This window comes from Prosthecobacter sp. (assembly GCF_029946185.1).
GTDB lineage: Bacteria > Verrucomicrobiota > Verrucomicrobiia > Verrucomicrobiales > Verrucomicrobiaceae > Prosthecobacter.
Genome location: NZ_JAQSEA010000197.1, coordinates 1 through 20,176, shown reverse-complemented (window position 1 = coordinate 20,176; position 20,176 = coordinate 1). Strand labels below are relative to the sequence as shown.

Genomic DNA, 20,176 nt, shown 5'->3' with positions numbered 1-20,176 from the left:
TTAAAGAGACGCGGCGCTCAGAGGACGACAGCCAGCGTGGCAGCAGGCTTTCACGCTTTGTAGCTGTTTCACATCTTGCACGCTGCGCGGTGCGTTTCACTATGCATGCAAAATCGCATGATGGAATTCGCATTGTTCAGGCTGCCCGATGGGCGGGCATGGCTGGGAGAAGGCCCTTTCACCGCGCTGGCCACCGCGCCGGCAGCGGGGGGAGCCTTCTATATTAACGACTTTGATTTAAAGGACCCCAATCCTTGGAAAGTGCCCGCGCGGCTGCATGAGATCACGGCTGGCAGCCTGGCGGAGACGATTCACCTCAATGGCTCGCAAAAGCCTCAGATCCAATGGGCTAAACCCGCCACGGAATGGTTTAAGATGGCCTTCCGCCGTATCCGCCGGGACGTGCAGGCGAAGCGCCTGGAGAAAATGGTCCCCGTGCTGACTGAGACCGGCACTTTGACCGCTGGTGATCCGAAACGGCTGCTCGAGGCGATCATGCACGCTCCCGAGAACATGTGGGGCTATGCGCATGTCAAAGAAGACGGCGGCTTCCTCGGTGCCACCCCCGAACTGCTGTTCAAGGTGAAAGCGCAGCAACTGGAAACGATGGCCCTGGCAGGCACGGCGAAGCCCGGCAATCAGGATGCGTTTCTGACGGATGTGAAGGAGATCGAGGAGCATGAAATCGTCGTGCGCTATCTCATGCAGCAGTTGCAGGCACTCGGTGCCGTCACCCGCGATGCGCGCGCCTTATGCCAGACCTCCGGTCTCGTGCACTTTCAGACCAAACTCAGCGTGCAACTGAACGCCGCCGCTGATCCGGCACAACTGGTGCCGCTGCTGCACCCCACACCCGCAGTCGGCTGCCTGCCACGGGATGATGAGGCTTTGCAAAAACTGCGGGAGTACCGTCAGCAGTTGAAGGTGCCGGGCTTTTTCGGCGCTCCGTTCGGCTTTGCCGAGCCCGATGGCACGACGCACATCGTCGTCTCTATTCGCGGCATCTGCTGGGAGGGGAATCAGATCAGCCTGCCCTCGGGCTGTGGCATCGTAGGTGGCAGCGCCTTTGATCATGAATGGCGCGAGCTGCGTCTCAAGCGAGAGGCCGTGCTGCGCCTGCTGGCACTTCAATCATGACGCAGACACAGCTCATCCAGCAAGCCCTGCACACACTCGCCTACATCGGAGTGAGGGAGGTATGTGTCGCCGCAGGTGCGCGCAATGCGCCGCTGGTGTCCGCTCTGCTCGCCTGCAGCGGGGTGAAGGTTTGGAACTTTTTTGAAGAACGCAGCGCGGCCTTCTTCGCCTTGGGCCGCATCATGGCCGATCGCCAGCCGGTGGCGGTCCTGACGACCTCTGGCACCGCCGCGGCAGAACTCCTGCCCGCCACGATTGAAGCGCATTATCAAAATTTGCCGCTCGTGCTGGTGACGGCAGATCGCCCAAAAAGCTACCGTGGCAGCGGCGCACCGCAGTCCATCGAGCAAGCCGGATTGTTTGGCGTCTATGCGACCATCGTGGGAGACTGGGATGCCACGGACGAATCGCATGAGGGCCTGTGCTCTGACGGGCCGATGCACCTCAATGTCTGCCTGGATGAACCCCTGGAGACGAACGTAAACGGCGTGGATTTTTCCAGCGCTCCGCCACCGCCAGCCTATGAGGACGGACAACCCGCCCCCCTGCAATGTGATCTGGTCCTGGCCGCAGGCATGCACCCTAAAGACGCCGCCCATGTGGCTGTGCTGCTGGCCCGGCTGGGTGCCCCCATCATTGCTGAAGCCACCTCAAATCTGCATGGCTTCCCTGAACTTCAGCCGCTGCTGATTCCCGGCGGTGAACGGGCGCTGCAATCCGCACGTCCCGCGCATGTGCTGCGCATCGGCGCAGTGCCTTCATGGCGCTGGTGGCGGGATTTGGAAGCGCTGCCTAAAATCAAAGTCACCCACATCACCCGGGGTGGCTTCAGCGGACTCGCGCGGAAAGAGAATGTCGAAACGCTGGGATGGGAGAACATTCACAGCACGGAACTGACCCGGGTGGATCCGCCCTGCGGCATTCTGCGTTTTGAACCTGACTTTGAGAAGTTTCCAGAATCCGAACCCGCCTGGGTGCGCAAAATCGTGAAGGCCATCCCTGCGGGCTCGCGAGTGTTTCTGGGCAACAGCCTGCCGATTCGCGAATTCAACCTGGCGATGCAGACAACGAAGCCGGGCGTGGAGTTTTTTGCCAATCGTGGTGCCAACGGCATCGACGGCCTCGTTTCGACCTTTCTCGGCACCAGTGCGGTGCATGCCGGCGAATGCTGGCTGATCCTCGGGGATCTGAGCGCGCTGTATGATCTCGCCGCACCCTGGGTTATCGCCCAAATGGAGCACCCACGGCTGCGCATTGTGGTGATCAATAATGGCGGCGGCAAAATCTTCTCCCGCGTGGCCAGCCTGCGCGCCCTGTCGGAGGCCGCACGCAACGTCATTGAAAACCGTCATGCGCTGAGTTTTGAACCCTGGGCGCAACTCTGGGGCCTGGAATATCTCCAGACTGCAGATGTGAATGACCTCGAAGACCTGCTGGCAATGCCCATGGTCATCGAAATCCGTCCCGATCCGCTGCAAACGGAAGGGTTCTGGAAGGAATGGCAGCAGCCGGTGATCAGGCCACGATAAAGTCGCGGAAGGCGGTGATGATCACCACCACGGAGCAGGCCCCGGCATCAGGGAAACCAATGCAACCCTCACCGAGAGTCTTGGCGCGGCCGAATTTTGCGATCATGGCTTTGCTGGCTTCCGTGCCTGCCTCGGCGGCAGCGGTCACCGCGGTGATGGCCTCGGGCAGAGATTGAGTGGCGACCTCCGCAGCTTTGGTGGCCGCAGGCTCCATGGCATCCACGCAGGTCTTGTCGCCTATGGCGGCACCACCGCGCTGCTTCACGCCATCCACACCAGCCTGGAGGAAGGCTGCCAGTCCGGCGGCATCGAAGGATTCTTTGCCGTTGAGCGCCTTGCCGCCATTGCGGAAGAAGGTGCCGAAGATCGCGCCGCTCGCGCCACCCATGCTGCTCATCATCGCCATGCCGACTGTGGAGAAGGCTTTCTCGATGCTTTCGACTTCACCGGCGTTGAGTTTTTCGGTGGCCGCGCGCATGCCGCGCTCCATGCCCATGCCATGGTCGCCGTCTCCGAGATCACGGTCCGCCTGGGACAGCATCGGCTCGGCAGCGATGATGCGCTCGCAGGCGAGCAGGAGCATGTCTTTGACTTCGTCTTTGGAAAGGGTGGCTTTGGGCATGGGACCGCGAGTGTTGGCGCGTGAGCGAGGATGTCAATCGCGCAATCCGGCGGTGTGAGGCGGAGTTCCATGTTTCATGTTTCAAGTTTCAAGCGGGCCGGGGGGGGGGTCGAAAGCCGCCGGCCACTGACATGGGGTGCCCGACCGCTAAGCGCGGGCCTGCCGCATCTCGGCTGGCCGCTCTGCCGATGAGGAAAATTCCTCATCTTCCCCATATTCCTCGGGGGGGTATACACGCGATGAGCTACACAGCCCAACAAGCCGGAGCCCCCGTGTGGTAAAATACAACTAATTACACGCCTGGGTATATGCGTACGTCTTCCATAGGAAGAGTGGCTTCATCCCTTTCTCTGGAAAAAGTAAGTACAAAGGCCAGAGAGCACCCAGGGTGCAACGGTTTTAGTCCAAGGATCGTACTCTCAAGACCTTGTTGGCCAACAAGGAAAACCATCCTTTGAATCCAGCGCTGTGCGCCCCTGCATGTCAGTCGTTTAACAACCCATTCATGGATGTCATGGTAGGATTGGAAGGCTGCGATGCAGGAGCGGCGCGTCTTCGCCACCCCAGGCGAAGACGCTGCCAGCAGGCCCCGAAAGGATGCCTTTAAGGGTTGTCCACTAAAGGAGATGATTGTGTCTGTTCCCAGCGAGCTGACGCAGGCCTCCGACTTGCCGAACGGCGGTGGCCGCGCGTATACCCCCCCGGGGAATATGGGGAAGATGAGGAAGATTCCTCCCACCGACGTGTTTTGTATGAAGCCGTTCTTCGCCACCGAAGCGGCGATGCTCTGTGCCTTCAACCTCCCAGTCTGGTACCAGCAAGGCTATCCGCAATCAGCGAGAATCACGCCCCCTACCCCATCGCACGTTTGTCCGCTTTGCGCAGGCGGTCGGCCATGCCTTTCATGACGTAGAGGGCAAACTGTGGCAGTTCATCGACCATGGACAGGAAGTGGTGGCGGTTCACGGGGAGCAGCTTGCAATCCGTGCGGGCAATGGCGTCGGCCGAGCGGAGGGAATCTTCGATGAGGGAGATTTCACCAAAGAAACCTTCCGGAAGGACGGTTTCCACGAGGACACCGTTGATGAGAATGTCCACCGCACCGCTTTGCACCACAAACATCTCCCCGGACTCGTCGCCCGCGTTAAAAATGGGCTTTCCTTGCAGAACGTCCCGCACGTTGGCGGGGCTGGCGAAGATGTCGGGGAGCTTCATGGCGTGCGAGTCTTACAGCTTGGTGTAGCCGACGCTTTCGCAGGGCATGTCCCAGAGCTTCTTCAGCTCGGCATCCAGCTTGGTGATGCTGAAGCTCACGCCGGCCATTTCCTGACAGGTGACGATGTTATCGACGATGGTCTGGTGAATCTTGATGCCACGCGCTTCGAGGATGGGCTTGGCGCCCCGCAGCAAGATGAGCAGTTCCATCATGTGAGTGGAGCCGAGGCTGTTGACGAAGAATACGATTTCATCTCCGGCAGCCAGCGCCAGATCATCGCCAAAGAGAAGCTCCATCATCTTGGCGGCCAGTTCATCAGCCGTGCACATGGGGATGAGTCCCACGCCTTTTTCACCATGGATGCCCATGCCGAGGCCGATCACGTCATCGGCCAGTTCAAAGGTCGGCTTGCCGGTGGCGGGAATGCTGCCAGGCCGGGTGGAAACACCGACCGTGCGCGTGTTGTCGCAGGCCTTTTGTGCGATACGGGCGAGCTCATCCAGTGAGTCCACCGTCTGTGCTGCAGCGCCAGCAAGCTTGGTGATCGGCACGAGACCCGCCACGCCACGGCGATTGTGCTTTTGCGTGAGAGGTGCCGAACAGACGTCATCAGCGATGATGACGGTTTTCACCACGATGCCTTCTTCTTCAGCGAGTTCCGCGCCGATGTCGAAGTTCATCACATCCCCGGCGTAGTTGCCGTAGAGAAAGAGCACGCCTTTGCCACGGTTCACCGCCTGGGCGGCTTCGAGCACGATGTCGGGAGGAGGGGCTGCAAAGATTTCACCCACGGCTGCGCCATCGGCCATGCCTTTGCCCACGAGGCCGTGATAGATCGGCTCATGCCCAGCTCCACCACCCACGAGTAGCGCGGGCGCATCTGGACGCAGATCATTCATCACGATGGAACGCGTGCCGACGCGGCGGGCCTTGCCATCATAGGCGAGCACGAGTCCTTCAAAGAGTTCGTCGGCGCACTTCAGCGGATTGTTGATGATCTTCTTGGCAGGATTGGCGTGGCTCATGGTTGGGATCGGCAGGGTTGAAAAAAGAGATGCCAGTTTTACGGCGTGCACCGAGGCTGTCAAAGCCCGATTGCCAACCTCCCCGTTGGTCTCAGTGGGAGCCATAGCCGATCAGCAGCACCAGACGCGCCGCGATCCAGCAGCCCAGAGCCAGCAGCAAAAAGGTCATTCCTTTGCGGACGTTGTACAGCTTGGCCTCCAGCACGAGGGCCTTCGAATGGATCTGCCCCAGCACGGAGCATTTGACCCCGTCATTCGATTGTTTGCAGAACAAATCCGCGTATTCCTCTCCAGAAATCAAGGCGATCTGGCCTGAGAAATAGAGATTGGGGTGATGATTTTCTCCGCCGCCTTTTTTCACAGCGCGTGGGAAAGCGGCGGCAATGCCGCGCCCAAAGGCAAAGCACATGCAGATGATGAAGATGAGGTAAAGCAGCACCGCCATGCTTTCAAACCACCGCATGTCCGCCACAACCGGCGTTTTCACTCCGGTGCTCATGTTCACGATCATGGCCATCAAAACCGCCGAGGTGCTCAGCGTGAGCTGCGCCTTCATGTCCGCCCGACTGATCTGCTGCTCCATATCCTGATAGAGCATGTAGATCAAACGTGTGACATCGACCTGCGTGTCCCGCACCAGTGCAGTCACAGTGCCGAGAAGATTGCCCGCTGAGGTGGTGGAGATGGCTGGGATGGCTGACTGCATAGAGGGGAAAAAATGGCTTTAATAAGCATCTGCGTCCCCCGTGGCAAGATGGAGGCACAAACCTGACAGAATCGTCACTAAACCCTTATCTACCCGCCATGGACCTGTCCGGCATCTGGAAAGCATTCTCGATGATGTGGACACGCGGCAGCTCGCCCTCGGTGAGGATGACCTCGGCAATGTCGAAGCGAAACTGGATGCGCGGATTTCCGAGCAGCCGCAGCCAGTCCATGGCCCCGCGCTGGATGAGGCGCTGTTTGTCACGCCCCACCGCGTCGGCAGGCCGGCCAAAGGCGCTGCTGGTGCGGGATTTCACCTCAATGAAGGTGAGCACATCGCGATGCCGGGCGACGATGTCCACCTCACCCCGGTGCCCACCCCTGTAGTTGCGATGGAGTACTTTGCGGCCATTCGCGGCGAGCCAGCGCACGGCGATGAGTTCGCCCATGGCACCGATTTCCCCGCTGCTCATTTTGCGTCCAGCGAGACGGCGCTGAAACAAGGCCAGCGGTTTTGCGCGCAGCCAGAGCGCCGCTGCCCGCACCCGTACATCTCCCGTGACCCGCCGCCGCAGCCAGCGCCACAGACTTTGAGGCCGGGAGATGCGCCGCTTCATGCCAGATCGAGTTCGAGCTGCGACACCGGCCTGAAACTGCGCCGATGATGCGGACAGGGGCCGTGCAGCCTCAAAGCCGCCAGATGCGCAGGTGTGGGGTAGCCTTTGTGAATTTCAAAACCGTATTCAGGATGCTGCCGCGCCATGGCCACCATGAGGCGGTCCCGTGTGACCTTGGCGATGATGCTGGCCGCAGCGATGGAATAGCTGAGGCTGTCACCTTTGACCAAGGCGACCTGATGCAGGGGGAAAAGCTTCACCGGCTTGCCGTCGATGAGGGCTGCATCCGGCACAGGGAGCAAACCCAGCGCGGCACGCCGCATGCCTTCCCACGTTGCCTGAAGAATGTTGATGCGGTCGATTTCACCGGGTTCAATGCTCACGCAGTGCCAGCGGATGCGTGAGTCACCGGTGATCTCTTCGTACAGCCGTTCGCGCTTCACTTCGCTGAGCTGCTTGGAATCGTTGAGCACGGCGTGCGTGAAATCGTCCGGCAGCACCACCGCCGCTACGCAAACGGGACCGGCGAGAGGGCCACGACCCGCTTCATCAATGCCGGCAACGGTGCGAAAACCCGCAGAGCGCAGCGTGTTTTCGTGGTCGATCGTTGGCATGATGAAAACAAGGGATAACCAAGAATTTGCAGCTACTTCACCTCAATAGGAAGGGTCACTTCTGCCGGGGCTCCACTTTCCGGTGCCTGCCAGCGCAGCACTTCGACGCCCGGCTTGGCGGGATCTTTGGACAACTTGTAAATACGGATTTGCAGGGTGGCTTTCTCCCCTTCCGGTCTTGGCACCGGCTTCATGCGCAGCGTGATTTCATTGTGCCCTTTGACAAGCCCGCCGACGAGAACCTGCTGATCAAGTCCATCCTGCACGGGATCGTAATTGATGCCGTTCATGCTCATGGTCGTTGCATAGCCAAAGCTCTGCAGCTTGCAGCCCGCCTTGTAATCTGGAACACGGCACAAAGGAGGCGGCGACGGCATGCTGCCGGGCGGCGTGTACTCAGGAGTGTCGAGAAAGTCGGGGCGCTTGCCTGCTTTCAGATCCTTGACCACTTCAGGAGCACCATCCATGCGGGAGATGCGATTGCTGTCATACCTCCATTCCCCATTCTCACGGGCGAATTTCAGCTTCAGGAGGTTTTCGCGAATGAGATCTTTGTCCTGCCCCATGTCGATCCGGCCAAAGTAAACGAGATGTGCGGTGTTCCCCACCGCCTGCGCTTCCAGCAGGCGCAGTCCCGCCAGAGCCGGAGGCGTCACATCAGAAGCAAACACGGCGTCAGGAAACACCTGGCGTTCACTGACCACCATGTTGCGAATCACCGTCTGACGATAGAGCGTGATGCTCGAAGCCCAGGCCTGGGCATCTTTGCGCAGCATGGCATCCCGCCATTTAAGATACACCTTTTCCAATGCGGCCTGCAGTCCGGCATCCTCCTCCTGAGCGCGCACAGGTGAGCAGAGTTGAAACAGACTTAATCCAAGGAGCAAAGAGAGGAACTGGCGCATGGCAGGTACGATTTAAAATAACGAACAAGGACATGTTTCACGTAAAAACAACCGGTGATCATCATTTTATGATTAGCATCCCGGGAAATTTGCTGTGATAGTTTTAATCCAGAGTAAAACCATTTGCCGATTTGGTGATTCTGGTAAACGTCAACTCTTTACCCCCAAAACATGGAGTCCCACAGTGAAGGTCAGCCCCGCCCCCCCCCGATTGATCGCAATCGGGAGTTGCTGAAGACCGCCCGAGAAGAAATCTACAAGACTGTAGGTGGTGTCAACCTCTCGGCTTATATTTGGGAACCCGAGATGGACAAGGCTCCCTCTTACCCCAAGTCCGTGGCCGCTTTCTTTTTCAGCAGCGGCTGGGACAACGGCCAGGTGGCGCAGTTTGCCCCACACTGTGTTTATTTTGCCTCACGCGGCATGACGACGATCTGTTTTGATTATCGCGTCGCCACCCGTCACGGCACAGGTCCGGTCGAAGCCATGGCCGATGCGCGCTCCGCCATTCGCTGGATTCGCATGAACGCTGTCGAGCTCGGCATCAACCCCGGCAAGATCGTCGGTGTCGGTGGTTCCGGTGGTGGACATGCCATCGCTTCTGCTGCCATCCTCAGTGGTTTTGATGATTCTTCGGACGCGCTGGATTGCAGCCCGGCACCCAATGCCATCGCTCTGTTCAATCCGGTGATGGACACTTATTCCAAGTACGCCTTCGGTCGTGACCGCTGGCCAGACCAGGCCACCTGCAAGGCTGCAGACCTCATCCGCGCCATCCGCCCCGGCCTGCCGCCCATGCTCATCATGCACGGGACCACCGACCGCGTGATCCCCTTTGACGGCTCCTATCAGTTTGCCCGTAAATCGAGCAAGAAGAAGAATCTCTGCCGGTTGATCGAATTCGAAGGCCAGGGACACGGCTTCTTCAACTTCAATCTCTCCTTTGAGATGTATGAAGCCACCTTGATGGCCATGGATGAGCTCTTCGTCGAACTCGGCTTCTTGGAGCCCGACCCCGAAGCGGGCCTCGGCAAAGTGGAATAGCCCGCGCACGGCGGGAATGAAAATTCCGAAATCCAAATGACGAATTCCTGCTTCCACGCCGTTTCGTCATTGGAATACTTGCGCATTGTTCCGTCATTTTGACTCTGCCATCCGTTTTACTTTCCAACCCCACGCATCGAACAACCATGCTCCGCTCTCTTCTTCTCGCTGCAGTCTTCGTCACCACCACGCACGCCGCCACCTGGCCCCAGGACAACAGCGATCTCAAGCCTGACCCCAAAGCCCAGTTCGGCACGCTCGAAAACGGCCTGCGCTACGTCATTCTGCCGCATGACGAGCCGCCGGGCCGCGCCAGCATCCGCCTCTATATGGATGTGGGGTCGCTCATGGAGCAGGACGATCAGCAGGGCATGGCGCACTACCTTGAGCACATGGCCTTCAACGGCTCGCGCCATTTCAAAGGCGGCGAGATGGTCGAGTACTTCCAGCGTCTGGGCATGGGTTTCGGTGCGGACACCAATGCGCACACCTCATTCAAGGAAACCGTGTACATGCTCGAACTGCCGAAGGTGGACACCCAGTACCTTTCCGAAGGTCTGAAGCTCTTCCGCGATGATCTGGACGGCATGCTGCTGAACGAAACCGAGATCGACAAGGAGCGCGGCATCATTCTCAGCGAAAAGCTCAGCCGTGACTCCATCGAGTACCGCACGAGCATGGCGGGCTACAAGTTCGCCATGCCGCAGTCCATCCTGCCGGACCGCATGCCCATCGGCACAGAGGATATGATCAAGACGATGAAGCGTCAGCGCTTCGTGGACTTCTACGAGAAATATTACACCCCCAAACGCGCCGTCATTGTGGCCGTGGGGGACTTCAAAGACACTGCCGCCGTCAAAGCGGAGATCGAAAAGCAGTTTGCTGATGCCAAGCCAAAGCATGGCGATGCTGAAGAACCCAATCTTGGCAAGGTGACTTCCGGCTACGGCATCATCGCCAAACTGCACACCGAGATGCAGGCCGAGGCGCTGACGCTTTCCATCGAAATCCCCCGCCCCGCTGAAAACAAGCCCGACAACGCCGCCACCCGCCGGGAGAAGACGATCCGTGATCTCGCGGACATGATGATCAATCAGCGCCTTTCCAAGCTCTCGAAGGCTGAAGGTGCCCCCTTCATGGGCGCTGAAAGCTACAGCTACGAGTACCTCGAATTCGTCAGCGTGAACGGCATTCAGGCCCAATGCGATCCCAAGAACTGGCAAGCCACGATCACCCTGCTGGAAACCGAACTGCGCCGCGCTCTTGAGCATGGCTTCACCGAGGCTGAATTTGAAGAAGCAAAAGCCACCGTGCTCAAAGGAGCCAAGCTGCGCGCCGATCAGGCCGACAGTCGCAAATCACGCGATCTCGCCAGCGGCCTCGTCAGCATCATCGCCAGCAAAAAAGTCTTCACCTATCCGGCAGATGACCTCGCCCGCATTTCCACCGTGCTGGCCAGCTTGAAAGCTGAAGACAGCCACGCCGCACTCGTGGCCGACTGGAAGGGCGATGACGTGCAGATCTTCCTCGGCGGCAATTTGAAGCTCGAAGGCGATGCCGAAAAGCAGATCATCGACACCTTCAAAGCCAGCCGTGCCAAGCCGGTCAGCGCCCCCGAAAAGGAAGAGACCGCCGCGTTTGCCTACACTGACTTTGGCGCTGCGGGCAAGGTCGCCAGCCGCAGCGAAGTGAAGGATCTCGAAATCACCCAGGCGGTGTTTGAAAACAACGTGCGCTTCAACTTCAAGCACACCGAATTCGAGAAAGGCACCATCCGCGTGCTGATCAATTTTGGTGGCGGCAAGCTCAGCACCCCTGCTGACAAGCCGGGCATCATCCCCTTTGCCCAAAGCACCTTCCAGCTTGTCGGCCTTGAAAAACACGGGGTCGATGACATCCGGCGCATCTTCGCCAGCCGCACCGTGGGCAGTGATTTCACCATCGGTGATGAAGCCTTCCTGCTGAGCGGCCGCACCACGCCTGCGGATCTGGAGTCCCAGATGCAACTGCTCACCGCCTACCTCGTCGCCCCCGGCTATCGCGACGAAGCCGCACGCCAGTTCGAGAAGAACATCGATCCCCTCTACACCCAGCTTCATCACACCGCCGAGGGCGTGATGAACAACGACGTCGTCTCCTTCATCCACTCGGGCGATCCACGCTGGGGCTTCCCCAAGATGGAAGAACTGCGCAAGCGCACGCTGGCCGAACTGAAGACCTGGCTCACCCCAGCGCTCACGCAGGATTATCTCGAAGTCACCGTGCTGGGAGATATCGATGCCGAAACCGCACTCAACGCCGTGGCTAAAACACTCGGGGCGCTGCCCAAGCGTGCGGCCAAAAAACCTGCGTATGAAAAAGAACGCGCCGTGGCTTTCCCTGCACCGGCTGCCAGCAAGACCTTCCCCTTTGACACCGAGATCCCGAAGGCCATCGCCACCGTTTACTGGCCGACCGCCGACATGAGCGACATCCAGCGCACCCGCCGCCTGACCGTGCTCGGCTCCATCCTCGATGACCGCCTGCGCATCAAGGTGCGCGAAGAGCTGGGAGACACCTACAGCCCCGCCTGCTACCACGTCGCCAACGACACCTTCACCGACTACGGCTACATGACGACGATGATCGAGTGCAAGCCCGAGCTGGCCGTCTCGCTAACCAAGCTCGTCACCGAAATCGGCGACAAGCTCTCAGGCGGCTCGATCACCGACGATGAATTTGACCGCGCCATCAAACCCTTGCAGGTGCAGTTGGAACAGATGCGCCGTGACAACCGCTACTGGTCCATGAACGTGCTGCGCTGCGCGCAGGAGCACCCCGAGCGGCTCGACTGGGCGCGCAGCTTCATCAGCGATTTCGCCGGCATCAAGAAGGATGAGCTGGAAGTGCTGGCGAAGGAATACCTCGGAGCGAAACGCGCGGTGAGCGCGGACATCATTCCCGAAGAGAAGAAGTGACGAGGCCTTGGTTCGGTTTAAAGCCCGTCACGCCTGCCGTTTGGGCAGCTTGTCGAGCTGGTAGCGTTTGATTTTGTACTGCAATGCGCGGCGGCTGATGCCGAGGGCGGCGGCAGCGGCTTCGCGGTTGGAGGTGACCTTGAGCAGGGTTTGCCGGATGAGCTCCGCCTCCAACTGCGCCAGCGTCATGCCGGGCTGAATGGTGATCGCGTGCGGTTCGCGCCTGCCCTGATGCAGGGCGGGCGGTAAATCCGCCAGACTGATGGTGGCGTGGGGAACGGTGACGACGAGGCGCTCCACCAGATTGCGCAACTGCCGCACGTTGCCGGGCCAGCGCAGCGTCTGAAACAGGCTGATGACTTCACTGCCGAAGTGCTTCACGCGCCGCCGGTGCTTGGTGCAGAAATGCTCGGTGAAGGATTTCACCAGCGGGGCGATGTCCTCTGTGCGCTCACGCAGCGGCGGCATGTGGATGGAAACAATGTTCAGGCGGTAAAACAGATCCTCGCGGAAACGGCCGCCGCTGACCGCCTCCGCCTCCAAGTCCAGGTTCGTGGCGGCGATGATGCGGGCGGTGGCACGCTCCACCTTTTGGCTGCCGACCGGACGGTAGGTGCCGTCTTCGAGCACGCGCAGCATGTCGCCCTGGCCTTTGCGCGAGAGGTCGCCGATTTCGTCGAGAAACAAGGTGCCGCCCTGGGCGAGCTGGAAGCGCCCCTTGCGGTCGCTGACCGCGCCGGTGAATGCGCCGCGCACATGGCCGAAGAGCTCGGCTTCGATGAGGTTTTCCGGCAGCGCCGCGCAGTTCACGGCGATGAAGGGATGCGCTTTGCGGCGGCTTTTTTCGTGAATGGCGCGAGCCACCACTTCCTTGCCGGTGCCGCTTTCACCCTCGATCAGCACGGTCACATCCGTTGACGCGATCTGGCCGATGAGGCGGCTGATGCCCTGCATCACGCTGCTGCTGCCGGCGAAAATGTTGGGGTCCGAGCGGCGGCGCAGGCGCGCCTTGATCTGCTGGTCCTCGGCCACCAGCGACTGGTGGTCCAGCGCTTTGCGGACGGATTCGGTGAGCTGGGCGGTGTTGCAGGGCTTGGAGAGATAATCAAACGCGCCTTTGCGCATGGCCTCCACGGCGGTGTGAATGTCGCCCTTGGCGCTGAGGAAGATGAACTGCGTGTCGGGCGTGATGCCGCGCACCTTTTCCATCAGCGCCACGGCGTCGATGCGCTGCGCATCGAACGATTTGATGACCACATTGAACAGCTCACCGGAGGCGAGTTGCAGCGCATCCGTCTCATGCGAAGCGGCGGACACCTGGTAGCCGACCCGGGCCAGGGCATTGCGGATGCTGCGTGCGGAGGCGGGATCACGATCCAGCACCAGGATGTGAATGTTGGCCGGTTCCATGGGGTGCAACCAAGGCTGCACTTGTTCCCACCGGCAAGTGCAAATAATGCACCAATGCTACATCCCGGCAGCGCGGTGAAAATCTGCCCCACCGTTTAAGCCATTGATCGGCAGTGGTTTGAGCGCCACCAGTGGCACCTGGCATTAGACCTGCAATACCAGCGGCCCCTATGCCATTTCACACGTTCAAAGCCCTCAAGAAAATAACCGCCAAGCCCGACCGTGAGCTCCTGCAGGCCTGCAAGGATGAAGAATTTGACCAGCTCTTTCCGGCGTCCATCAGCGCGCTGTCACTGTGCCACTGGAGCCCGGTGAACGTCTGCCGCACGGCCGCGCAGTTTCTGGTCACCGCGCCAGGGACCCGGGTGCTGGACATCGGCTGCGGGCCGGGCAAATTTTGTGTGATTGGTGCCACCTCGACCGCGGGGCATTTCACCGGTGTGGAGCAGCGAAAGCGGCTGGTGCGGACGGCCAGTGAACTGGTGGAGCGCCACCGCATCCCCCGGGTTGAGTTCCAGCATGGCAACATCAACCAGGTCCAGTTCCGTGAGTTCGACGCGTTCTACCTCTTCAATCCGTTTCAGGAGAACGTCATGCCCGCGCTGCGGATTGACTACGATGTGGAGCTGGAGCCGAAGTTGTACACGGACTACACGGCGCATGTGCAGCAGCAGCTCATGCGCATGCCCATGGCGACGCGCGTGGCGAGCTACTGTGGTGATGATAGCGAGATTCCATCCTGCTACGCCTGCGAAAAAACGGCCTTTACCGGCAAGCTGAAACTCTGGGTGAAAAAGCACCCCGCGCCAGCCTATGCCACCGCCGCTGAATCTTACGCCCAGGACAACGGCCGCGCTATTCCGCTCGGCACCGGCCCACTCGCACTCGCATGAAATTCTGCCTGTCCTGGCATGAAGTCATCCGCCAGCCCCAGCCCAGCCTGCCTGAATACCAGCCCCCCGTTCCCATGAAACAAACCGACAGCATCATTGAAGCCCTCTCCCAGCTCACCGAACTGGATGCCACCCGACGCCGCCTGGAGGTGAAATCGCCCCGGTATCAGGAAATCGCCCTGGAACTCGAAAGCGTGCGCGAACGCCTGCCCACCGCGATCCTCAGCCACTACGACCAACGGGTCTCCCGGGGCAAACGCGGCGCGGCGCGCGTGCGCAACAACACCTGTGGCGGCTGCCACCTGCTGCTGCCCAGCGGCCAGCTCTCCGACATGCGCCGGGCAGAGGTGGCGCTGCAGATTTGCGGCAATTGCAGCACGCTGCTGCTGCCCGAAGACCCCAAACCCGAGGACGCCATGCCAGTCATGCCTGCCGAGCCGGAGCCGGAGACAGCACCCAAACCCAAAAAGCGCAAAAAATCCGCCACCGCGTCCTGATGGGGGCGCCGCCACCACCGTCAGCGCCGTCTGAATGCCGCCAGTTTCTCCTGCCGCAAACGCCGCACTTGGGTCCGGCGCCATGCCGGCGATTGCAGCCTATGATTACTAAACTGCCACGCTGGGTGTGGTCCGGAGCCTGGGCGCTGGCTTTCGTGGGGGGGGCATGGTAAACGTCATTGACCTGCTCGGCTTCGAGCATCGGGCGATCACGCATTTGATGGGCAACACCTCCATGCTCGCAGCGGCCCTGGCGGAGCTGGACCTGGCGGCGGCGCTGCCACTGGTCGCCATCATCGGCGCATTCATGGCGGGCACCGTGCTTAGCGGGTTCATCATCCAGGAGAGCACGCTGCGGCTGGGCGACCGTTACTGGGTCACGCTGCTGCTGTGCCTGGCCGTGCATCTGCTCCAGCGCAGCAGCGTCCTGGGCCTGTGCGCCGCCGCGTGCGCCTGCGGCCTGCAGAATGCGATGGTGAGCACTTGCAGCGGCACCGACATTCGCACCACGGAGCTCTCCGGGATGTTCACCGACCTCGGCATCTTTCTCGGTCACTTCCTGCGCGGTCTGCCCGTGGATGTCCGGCGGCTGCGGCTGTGCCTGCTGATCATCTCCGCGTTTCTCTGCGGCGGCATCGCGGGCGCGGTGGCCTTCCGCCGTCTGGACTACACCACCCTGTACATTCCCAGCGTCCTCATCGCGCTGATGGCACTGGCCTACAGCCTCTACCGCTTTCGCCAGAACCGCCGCGCCTGATGCTCCCCCCCCTTGGTTAAAATTTCAGCACGTCATACCACTTCACACCAGCCGCGCCTTCAGCCGCCGCACCTCATCGCTGACATCGGCAGCCAGCAAAAACGCAGACACGACCACCACACGCCGCGCTCCCGCGGCGATGACTTCGTCCAGCCTCCCTGCATTCACGCCGCCAATGCAGAAGACTGGCAGCGTCACACGCCGATGCACCTCCGCCACATCGCTTAAACCGACGGGCACATAGTCAGGCTTGGTGCCCGTGGCATACAGCGGGCCAAAGCCGATGTAGTCTGCGCCTTCCGCCTGGGCGGCGACCGCCTGCGCGAGGCTGTGGGTGGATTTGCCAACAAAGCATGATGGGCCGACGACCGCACGCGCCTTGGCCACGACATCGTCATCCTGCCCCACGTGCACACCTTCACAGCCAATGGCAGCGGCGACTTCGAGATGGTCATTGATCACCAACGGCACGCCATGGGAGCGAGTGATCGGCAGCATGAGCCGCGCGAGGCGTTCGATTTCCTGCGGCACCAGTTTCTTCGCACGTAATTGCAGCACATCCGCGCCACCCAGGCAGAGCTGCTCCGTCATGCGTTCGACGTTGTCCGCCGTGACATAACCGAGATCAACGATGCCGTAGAGCCGTGCGTCTTGAATGCGTTTCATGCACCACCCGATGCCCGTGATGCCCGTGCTACGCAAGCGCTGGAATGGTTCCGCTGAGCATGCCGGATTTTTGAACCACGGACATATCATGGAGTCCGTCCTGGAACGGTCGCCCCACCAGCACGATCCCACTCCAGAATATTTCCCGCAGATTCAGGAAACCCACAGATTATTTCTTGCAGAAAATCTGTGGGAGAAACACTCCTCCCCAATCTCGCACTAATCACGGAATGCAGGGATCAGGAGCAACGCAGAATTCCAGTTGCCCCGGCCCAACTCGAAGCCTATGCAGACCCATGGCGGTGGGCGTCCTAGTGGCACCCACCGTTTTCTTTATCTGCATGCGCGTGCATAACGCCCATGCAGCCGTTCGCAGATGCAGGGAAGGCCGTGAGAACCGGCCACAGTGGCGCTGCGGTATCGGGTAACGACCCTCCATTCATGTCTTCGGACATGGAACACAGCCAATCGGGAGCAATCCTTGGTGAAGGCGGAGGCGAGGAGCGGTGGTCAAACATCGCGCAAACCCGGAGTCCGAACATCTCGCTGCGAACAACATCATCCGACCCGCCATGTGGCGGTGCGCGGATGATTTCATCGAACCAATGAACACCCCCACGACATGTACCTCCAGAAACACTCTGGTCGCCGCCCCTGCGCAGCGATCACCGCGGCACTCCTAGCAGCCGCCGCCATCCTCCCCATCAGCACCGCTCAGGCCCAGAGCCAGAAGCCTGCTCCGAAAACACAGCAGCCGCAGACCAAAACCGAAGCGCCTCCAAAGACCGGCACCAAGGCCGCTACCGTTGACGTTCCCGAAGTCGTCATCACTGCGACGATGTCTGAAACGGAATCTTGGCGCACCGCCAGCAGCGTCACGGTCATCGACCGCAAGAAGATCGAGGAGAACCAATACCGCTTTGCCATTGATGCCCTGCGCACCGTCCCCGGCGTCACCATCGCCACTCCCGGCATTCCCGGCAATGTGGCCACCGTGCTAACGCGCGGCACGGCCACGAAGGACACCGCCCTGATGATTGATGGCAGGCCCCAGCCAGCGAACCTCGCCGGTTCCTTCAATCTCGAAACCATGGCGCTGGACAACGTGGAGCGCATCGAAGTGCTGCGCGGTCCCGCCGCCAGCCTCTATGGTGGACGCACCATGGGCGGTGTGATCAACATCATCACCCGCAGCGGCAAAGGCTTGAAAAAGCCCAAGAGCACGGCCTTCTTTGAGGCCGGCAGCTACGGCACCTTCCGCGAAGGCGTCAGCTCCATCGGTGCCATCGGCAAGCTGGACTGGGGCTTTGAAGCCAGCCGCACGGACATCCAAGGTCAGCGCGTGAACAGCCAATTTAAGCAAACGAATCTGGCAGGCAAGGTCGGCTACCAGTTTGCTGACAGTCTGCGCTTTGACCTCGACATGCGGCACTACACTGCAGATGTCGGCGATCCACGTGCGAATGTCGGCACCAACGCCAATGACCCGAACAATCATGTGCTTTCGGAGTTTTGGAGTATTTCGCCACGACTGGTGTGGAATACAAGTGACCGCTGGACGCAGTCGCTCACTTTCTCTCACAGCCAGTTCCGGCAGGTTTCCACCGGCTATAACGACCCCCCGTTTTTCTCACCCAATAACCGCACCAGCTCACGCACAGACTTTTTGGAATACAAAAGCATCGTGAAGGTGACGGATAAATGGACGCTCACCGCAGGGGCCTGGTTTCAGGATCAAAAGATCAGCCGCTACAACGACACCGCCGGCATGCTGGACATCTCCCAAGCGCAGACGAACTACGCGCTGTTCCTCCAGTCTCAGGCAGAGCTCTTCAAAGGCTTCAATCTCGTCGGCGGCGTCCGTTATGACAAATATTCCGACTTCAACAACGCCTTCACCTGGCGCGGCGGCATCAGCTACCAGATCCCCGTCAGCCAGACCATCCTCCACGTCAATTACGGCACCGCCTACACCCCGCCCACTCCCCAGGACCTTACCCCCGTCTTTGGCGGCAATCCCGATCTCGTGAAGCCCGAAAGCAGCCGTAGTTACGAGTTCGGCATCGCCCAGCCGCTGATGCAGAACAAGCTCACCCTGCGCGCCACCTACTTCCACAATGACCTGCGCGACACCTACCAGTACCTGCCACCCTTCTTCATCCCCGTCGCCGTCGGCTCCGCCACCACGCAGGGCTTGGAAAGCGGGCTCGACTGGAACCCTTGCGCCATGTTTGGCGTGAATCTCAGCTACACCTACCTGGATGCACGGGACAACACCAACCTCGCACGCTTGGTGCGCCGCCCACGCCACTCCATCTCCGGCGGCATCCGCTTCCAGCCCGTCAAAGACGTCACCTTCAATCTCAGCGCCGTTTACGTCATCGACCGCGAAGACTTCGACCCCGTCACCTTTGCGCAGACCAATCAGAAGGACTACCTCAACGTACGCCTCTCCGCCAACTGGCGCGTCACCGAGCATCTCGACCTCTTTGCCCGCGTCGAAAACCTCCTCGGCCAGCCCTACTCCGAGATCCCCGGCTTCCCCGTCATGAGCACCGGCGCGTATGCCGGGCTGCGTTTGCGCTTTTGATCCGCATGGCTGACACTGGGGGCGTGAGCAGCCCAACGTCACGCCTCGAATCCCCCGCCGCACTGCGCGAACGTTTCATCCGTCGCGTCAGTGCGGACAGCCCCTTCTACCGGCTGTTCGATCACCTGCCGGACCTCGCCTTCTTTGCCAAAGACAGCGACTTCCGCTTCATGTGCGCGAGCCGCCGGTTCATGGACCGCTTCGGCATCACCGAAGAAGCCGGCATCGTCGGCAAAAACGACTTCGACCTCTTCCCCGGCCGCCTCGCGGAAAACTTCCGCCGCGACGATGAAGAAGTCCTGCGTACCGGCAAAGCCCAGCTCAACATCGTCGAGCTATTCTTCACCGATCAAGGCCTGCCCGACTGGTTCGTCACCAACAAGCTCCCCCTCACCGATGCCAAAGGCCGCGTCATCGGCATCATGGGCACCGTGCAAAGCTTTGAAGGCAAGAAGCAGATGCTGCAGCCCTACCTGCAAATCGACCGCGCCCTCGCCTACATCCGCGATCATTTCCGCACAGGTGTCTCCATCACCGAGCTCGCCCAGATCGTCCACCTCTCGCCACGCCAACTGCATCGCAAGTTCGTCGAAACCTTCGGAGCCAGTCCGCAAGCCTTCATCATGAAGCTGCGCATCCAGGCCGCCTGCGAAGCCCTGCAACGCGAAGGTGCCAACATCTCCGACGTCGCCCGCGATCTGGGCTTCTGCGATCAAAGCGCCCTCACCCACCACTTCCACCGGCACATGGGCATGACACCGCTCAAATACCTGCGGCAGTTCCGGTTGAGGCGTGTTTAGCACGCGGCACAAATTTCGGTGTGACAGCCTTGCAATTTCTGGTTGCTGCAACCCCAAAGCCCGCTTAGAGACTCCACCCCACGATTTTCGCGCGATTAGCTCAGTGGTAGAGCATTGCCTTCACACGGCAAGGGTCGCAGGTTCGAACCCTGCATCGCGCACCATCTCGTCCCTTCTTCTTGCTCAACACCC

At 60.3% G+C, this 20,176-nt stretch carries 18 protein-coding genes, 1 tRNA gene and 1 riboswitch; of the genes, 10 read left to right on the top strand and 9 right to left on the bottom strand.

The window, feature by feature from the left end; genetic code table 11:
* Positions 1-117 precede the first annotated feature (117 nt).
* The gene (locus PSV43_RS16855; protein ID WP_300199910.1) at positions 118-1,137 is read left to right on the top strand and encodes a chorismate-binding protein; all 1,020 of its coding nucleotides are present in this window, start codon (positions 118-120) and stop codon (positions 1,135-1,137) included.
* On the top strand, positions 1,134-2,666 hold the full coding sequence (locus PSV43_RS16850; protein WP_300199907.1) for a 2-succinyl-5-enolpyruvyl-6-hydroxy-3-cyclohexene-1-carboxylate synthase: 1,533 nt from the start codon (positions 1,134-1,136) through the stop codon (positions 2,664-2,666). The genes PSV43_RS16855 and PSV43_RS16850 overlap by 4 nt, the downstream gene beginning before the upstream one ends.
* Here PSV43_RS16850 and dhaL read toward each other — a convergent pair.
* The 7 genes from dhaL to PSV43_RS16815 all read right to left on the bottom strand — a co-directional run bounded on the left by dhaL (position 2,653) and on the right by PSV43_RS16815 (position 8,370).
* On the bottom strand, positions 2,653-3,288 hold the full coding sequence (gene dhaL / locus PSV43_RS16845; protein WP_300199905.1) for a dihydroxyacetone kinase subunit DhaL: 636 nt from the start codon (positions 3,286-3,288) through the stop codon (positions 2,653-2,655). The two genes, PSV43_RS16850 and dhaL, sit on opposite strands and share 14 nt — an antisense overlap.
* An 852-nt stretch (positions 3,289-4,140) precedes the next feature.
* The gene (locus PSV43_RS16840; RefSeq protein WP_300199902.1) at positions 4,141-4,503 is read right to left on the bottom strand and encodes a cyclic nucleotide-binding domain-containing protein; all 363 of its coding nucleotides are present in this window, start codon (positions 4,501-4,503) and stop codon (positions 4,141-4,143) included.
* 12 nt (positions 4,504-4,515) lie between these two features.
* Positions 4,516-5,529 (bottom strand): dihydroxyacetone kinase subunit DhaK, encoded by a 1,014-nt coding sequence (locus tag PSV43_RS16835; RefSeq protein ID WP_300199899.1) that lies wholly within the window; start codon positions 5,527-5,529, stop codon positions 4,516-4,518.
* A gap of 91 nt (positions 5,530-5,620) precedes the next feature.
* Positions 5,621-6,235 carry a hypothetical protein gene (locus tag PSV43_RS16830; RefSeq protein WP_300199896.1) on the bottom strand — a complete coding sequence of 205 codons (615 nt, stop codon included), beginning with the start codon at positions 6,233-6,235 and terminating at the stop codon, positions 5,621-5,623.
* 85 nt (positions 6,236-6,320) lie between these two features.
* On the bottom strand, positions 6,321-6,851 hold the full coding sequence (locus PSV43_RS16825) for a YraN family protein (RefSeq protein ID WP_300199893.1): 531 nt from the start codon (positions 6,849-6,851) through the stop codon (positions 6,321-6,323).
* A complete protein-coding gene (locus tag PSV43_RS16820) occupies positions 6,848-7,465 on the bottom strand; it encodes a ribonuclease HII (protein WP_300199890.1) in 618 nt (205 codons plus the stop codon). The genes PSV43_RS16825 and PSV43_RS16820 overlap by 4 nt, the downstream gene beginning before the upstream one ends.
* A 32-nt stretch (positions 7,466-7,497) precedes the next feature.
* Positions 7,498-8,370, bottom strand: a complete 873-nt coding sequence (locus tag PSV43_RS16815) for a hypothetical protein (protein ID WP_300199888.1) — start codon at positions 8,368-8,370, stop codon at positions 7,498-7,500.
* 171 nt (positions 8,371-8,541) lie between these two features.
* Here PSV43_RS16815 and PSV43_RS16810 point away from each other — a divergent pair, with 171 nt between their 5' ends.
* Both PSV43_RS16810 and PSV43_RS16805 read left to right on the top strand, forming a co-directional pair.
* Complete coding sequence (locus PSV43_RS16810) at positions 8,542-9,414, top strand: alpha/beta hydrolase (protein WP_300199885.1); 873 nt, start codon at positions 8,542-8,544, stop codon at positions 9,412-9,414.
* Between the two features lie 146 nt (positions 9,415-9,560).
* On the top strand, positions 9,561-12,371 hold the full coding sequence (locus PSV43_RS16805) for an insulinase family protein (RefSeq protein WP_300199883.1): 2,811 nt from the start codon (positions 9,561-9,563) through the stop codon (positions 12,369-12,371).
* A gap of 27 nt (positions 12,372-12,398) precedes the next feature.
* Here PSV43_RS16805 and PSV43_RS16800 read toward each other — a convergent pair whose 3' ends face one another.
* Positions 12,399-13,781 (bottom strand): sigma-54 dependent transcriptional regulator, encoded by a 1,383-nt coding sequence (locus PSV43_RS16800; protein WP_300199880.1) that lies wholly within the window; start codon positions 13,779-13,781, stop codon positions 12,399-12,401.
* Positions 13,782-13,951: 170 nt separating this feature from the next.
* Here PSV43_RS16800 and PSV43_RS16795 point away from each other — a divergent pair, with 170 nt between their 5' ends.
* The 3 genes from PSV43_RS16795 to PSV43_RS16785 all read left to right on the top strand — a co-directional run bounded on the left by PSV43_RS16795 (position 13,952) and on the right by PSV43_RS16785 (position 15,928).
* Positions 13,952-14,674 (top strand): class I SAM-dependent methyltransferase, encoded by a 723-nt coding sequence (locus PSV43_RS16795; protein WP_300199877.1) that lies wholly within the window; start codon positions 13,952-13,954, stop codon positions 14,672-14,674.
* Positions 14,671-15,171 carry a hypothetical protein gene (locus tag PSV43_RS16790; protein ID WP_300199874.1) on the top strand — a complete coding sequence of 167 codons (501 nt, stop codon included), beginning with the start codon at positions 14,671-14,673 and terminating at the stop codon, positions 15,169-15,171. The genes PSV43_RS16795 and PSV43_RS16790 overlap by 4 nt, the downstream gene beginning before the upstream one ends.
* Before the next feature lie 166 nt (positions 15,172-15,337).
* Positions 15,338-15,928 carry a YoaK family protein gene (locus PSV43_RS16785; protein ID WP_300199871.1) on the top strand — a complete coding sequence of 197 codons (591 nt, stop codon included), beginning with the start codon at positions 15,338-15,340 and terminating at the stop codon, positions 15,926-15,928.
* A 42-nt stretch (positions 15,929-15,970) separates the two neighbouring features.
* Here the strand turns inward: PSV43_RS16785 and thiE are convergent, their stop codons facing one another.
* Positions 15,971-16,594 (bottom strand): thiamine phosphate synthase, encoded by a 624-nt coding sequence (thiE, locus tag PSV43_RS16780; protein ID WP_300199868.1) that lies wholly within the window; start codon positions 16,592-16,594, stop codon positions 15,971-15,973.
* Positions 16,595-16,941: 347 nt separating this feature from the next.
* Positions 16,942-17,159, top strand: a riboswitch (cobalamin riboswitch).
* 57 nt (positions 17,160-17,216) lie between these two features.
* Here thiE and PSV43_RS16775 point away from each other — a divergent pair.
* From PSV43_RS16775 to PSV43_RS16765, 3 genes are all read left to right on the top strand, one after another.
* Positions 17,217-19,184, top strand: coding sequence for a TonB-dependent receptor (locus PSV43_RS16775; protein WP_300199865.1), 1,968 nt, complete (start codon positions 17,217-17,219; stop codon positions 19,182-19,184).
* 5 nt (positions 19,185-19,189) lie between these two features.
* Entirely contained in the window at positions 19,190-19,984 is a 795-nt protein-coding gene (locus PSV43_RS16770; protein ID WP_300199862.1) for an AraC family transcriptional regulator, read from the top strand.
* Between the two features lie 89 nt (positions 19,985-20,073).
* A tRNA-Val gene (locus tag PSV43_RS16765) sits at positions 20,074-20,148 on the top strand.
* The last annotated feature ends 28 nt before the right edge of the window (positions 20,149-20,176 follow it).

What these genes read in the sequence shown, in the direction of transcription:
- PSV43_RS16855 (WP_300199910.1), top strand. Translation starts at nt 118, where the DNA reads ATGATGGAATTCGCATTGTTCAGGCTGCCCGATGGGCGGGCATGGCTG.
- PSV43_RS16850 (WP_300199907.1), top strand. Translation starts at nt 1,134, where the DNA reads ATGACGCAGACACAGCTCATCCAGCAAGCCCTGCACACACTCGCCTAC.
- dhaL (WP_300199905.1), bottom strand. Translation starts at nt 3,288, where the DNA reads ATGCCCAAAGCCACCCTTTCCAAAGACGAAGTCAAAGACATGCTCCTG.
- PSV43_RS16840 (WP_300199902.1), bottom strand. Translation starts at nt 4,503, where the DNA reads ATGAAGCTCCCCGACATCTTCGCCAGCCCCGCCAACGTGCGGGACGTT.
- PSV43_RS16835 (WP_300199899.1), bottom strand. Translation starts at nt 5,529, where the DNA reads ATGAGCCACGCCAATCCTGCCAAGAAGATCATCAACAATCCGCTGAAG.
- PSV43_RS16830 (WP_300199896.1), bottom strand. Translation starts at nt 6,235, where the DNA reads ATGCAGTCAGCCATCCCAGCCATCTCCACCACCTCAGCGGGCAATCTT.
- PSV43_RS16825 (WP_300199893.1), bottom strand. Translation starts at nt 6,851, where the DNA reads ATGAAGCGGCGCATCTCCCGGCCTCAAAGTCTGTGGCGCTGGCTGCGG.
- PSV43_RS16820 (WP_300199890.1), bottom strand. Translation starts at nt 7,465, where the DNA reads ATGCCAACGATCGACCACGAAAACACGCTGCGCTCTGCGGGTTTTCGC.
- PSV43_RS16815 (WP_300199888.1), bottom strand. Translation starts at nt 8,370, where the DNA reads ATGCGCCAGTTCCTCTCTTTGCTCCTTGGATTAAGTCTGTTTCAACTC.
- PSV43_RS16810 (WP_300199885.1), top strand. Translation starts at nt 8,542, where the DNA reads ATGGAGTCCCACAGTGAAGGTCAGCCCCGCCCCCCCCCGATTGATCGC.
- PSV43_RS16805 (WP_300199883.1), top strand. Translation starts at nt 9,561, where the DNA reads ATGCTCCGCTCTCTTCTTCTCGCTGCAGTCTTCGTCACCACCACGCAC.
- PSV43_RS16800 (WP_300199880.1), bottom strand. Translation starts at nt 13,781, where the DNA reads ATGGAACCGGCCAACATTCACATCCTGGTGCTGGATCGTGATCCCGCC.
- PSV43_RS16795 (WP_300199877.1), top strand. Translation starts at nt 13,952, where the DNA reads ATGCCATTTCACACGTTCAAAGCCCTCAAGAAAATAACCGCCAAGCCC.
- PSV43_RS16790 (WP_300199874.1), top strand. Translation starts at nt 14,671, where the DNA reads ATGAAATTCTGCCTGTCCTGGCATGAAGTCATCCGCCAGCCCCAGCCC.
- PSV43_RS16785 (WP_300199871.1), top strand. Translation starts at nt 15,338, where the DNA reads ATGGTAAACGTCATTGACCTGCTCGGCTTCGAGCATCGGGCGATCACG.
- thiE (WP_300199868.1), bottom strand. Translation starts at nt 16,594, where the DNA reads ATGAAACGCATTCAAGACGCACGGCTCTACGGCATCGTTGATCTCGGT.
- PSV43_RS16775 (WP_300199865.1), top strand. Translation starts at nt 17,217, where the DNA reads ATGTACCTCCAGAAACACTCTGGTCGCCGCCCCTGCGCAGCGATCACC.
- PSV43_RS16770 (WP_300199862.1), top strand. Translation starts at nt 19,190, where the DNA reads ATGGCTGACACTGGGGGCGTGAGCAGCCCAACGTCACGCCTCGAATCC.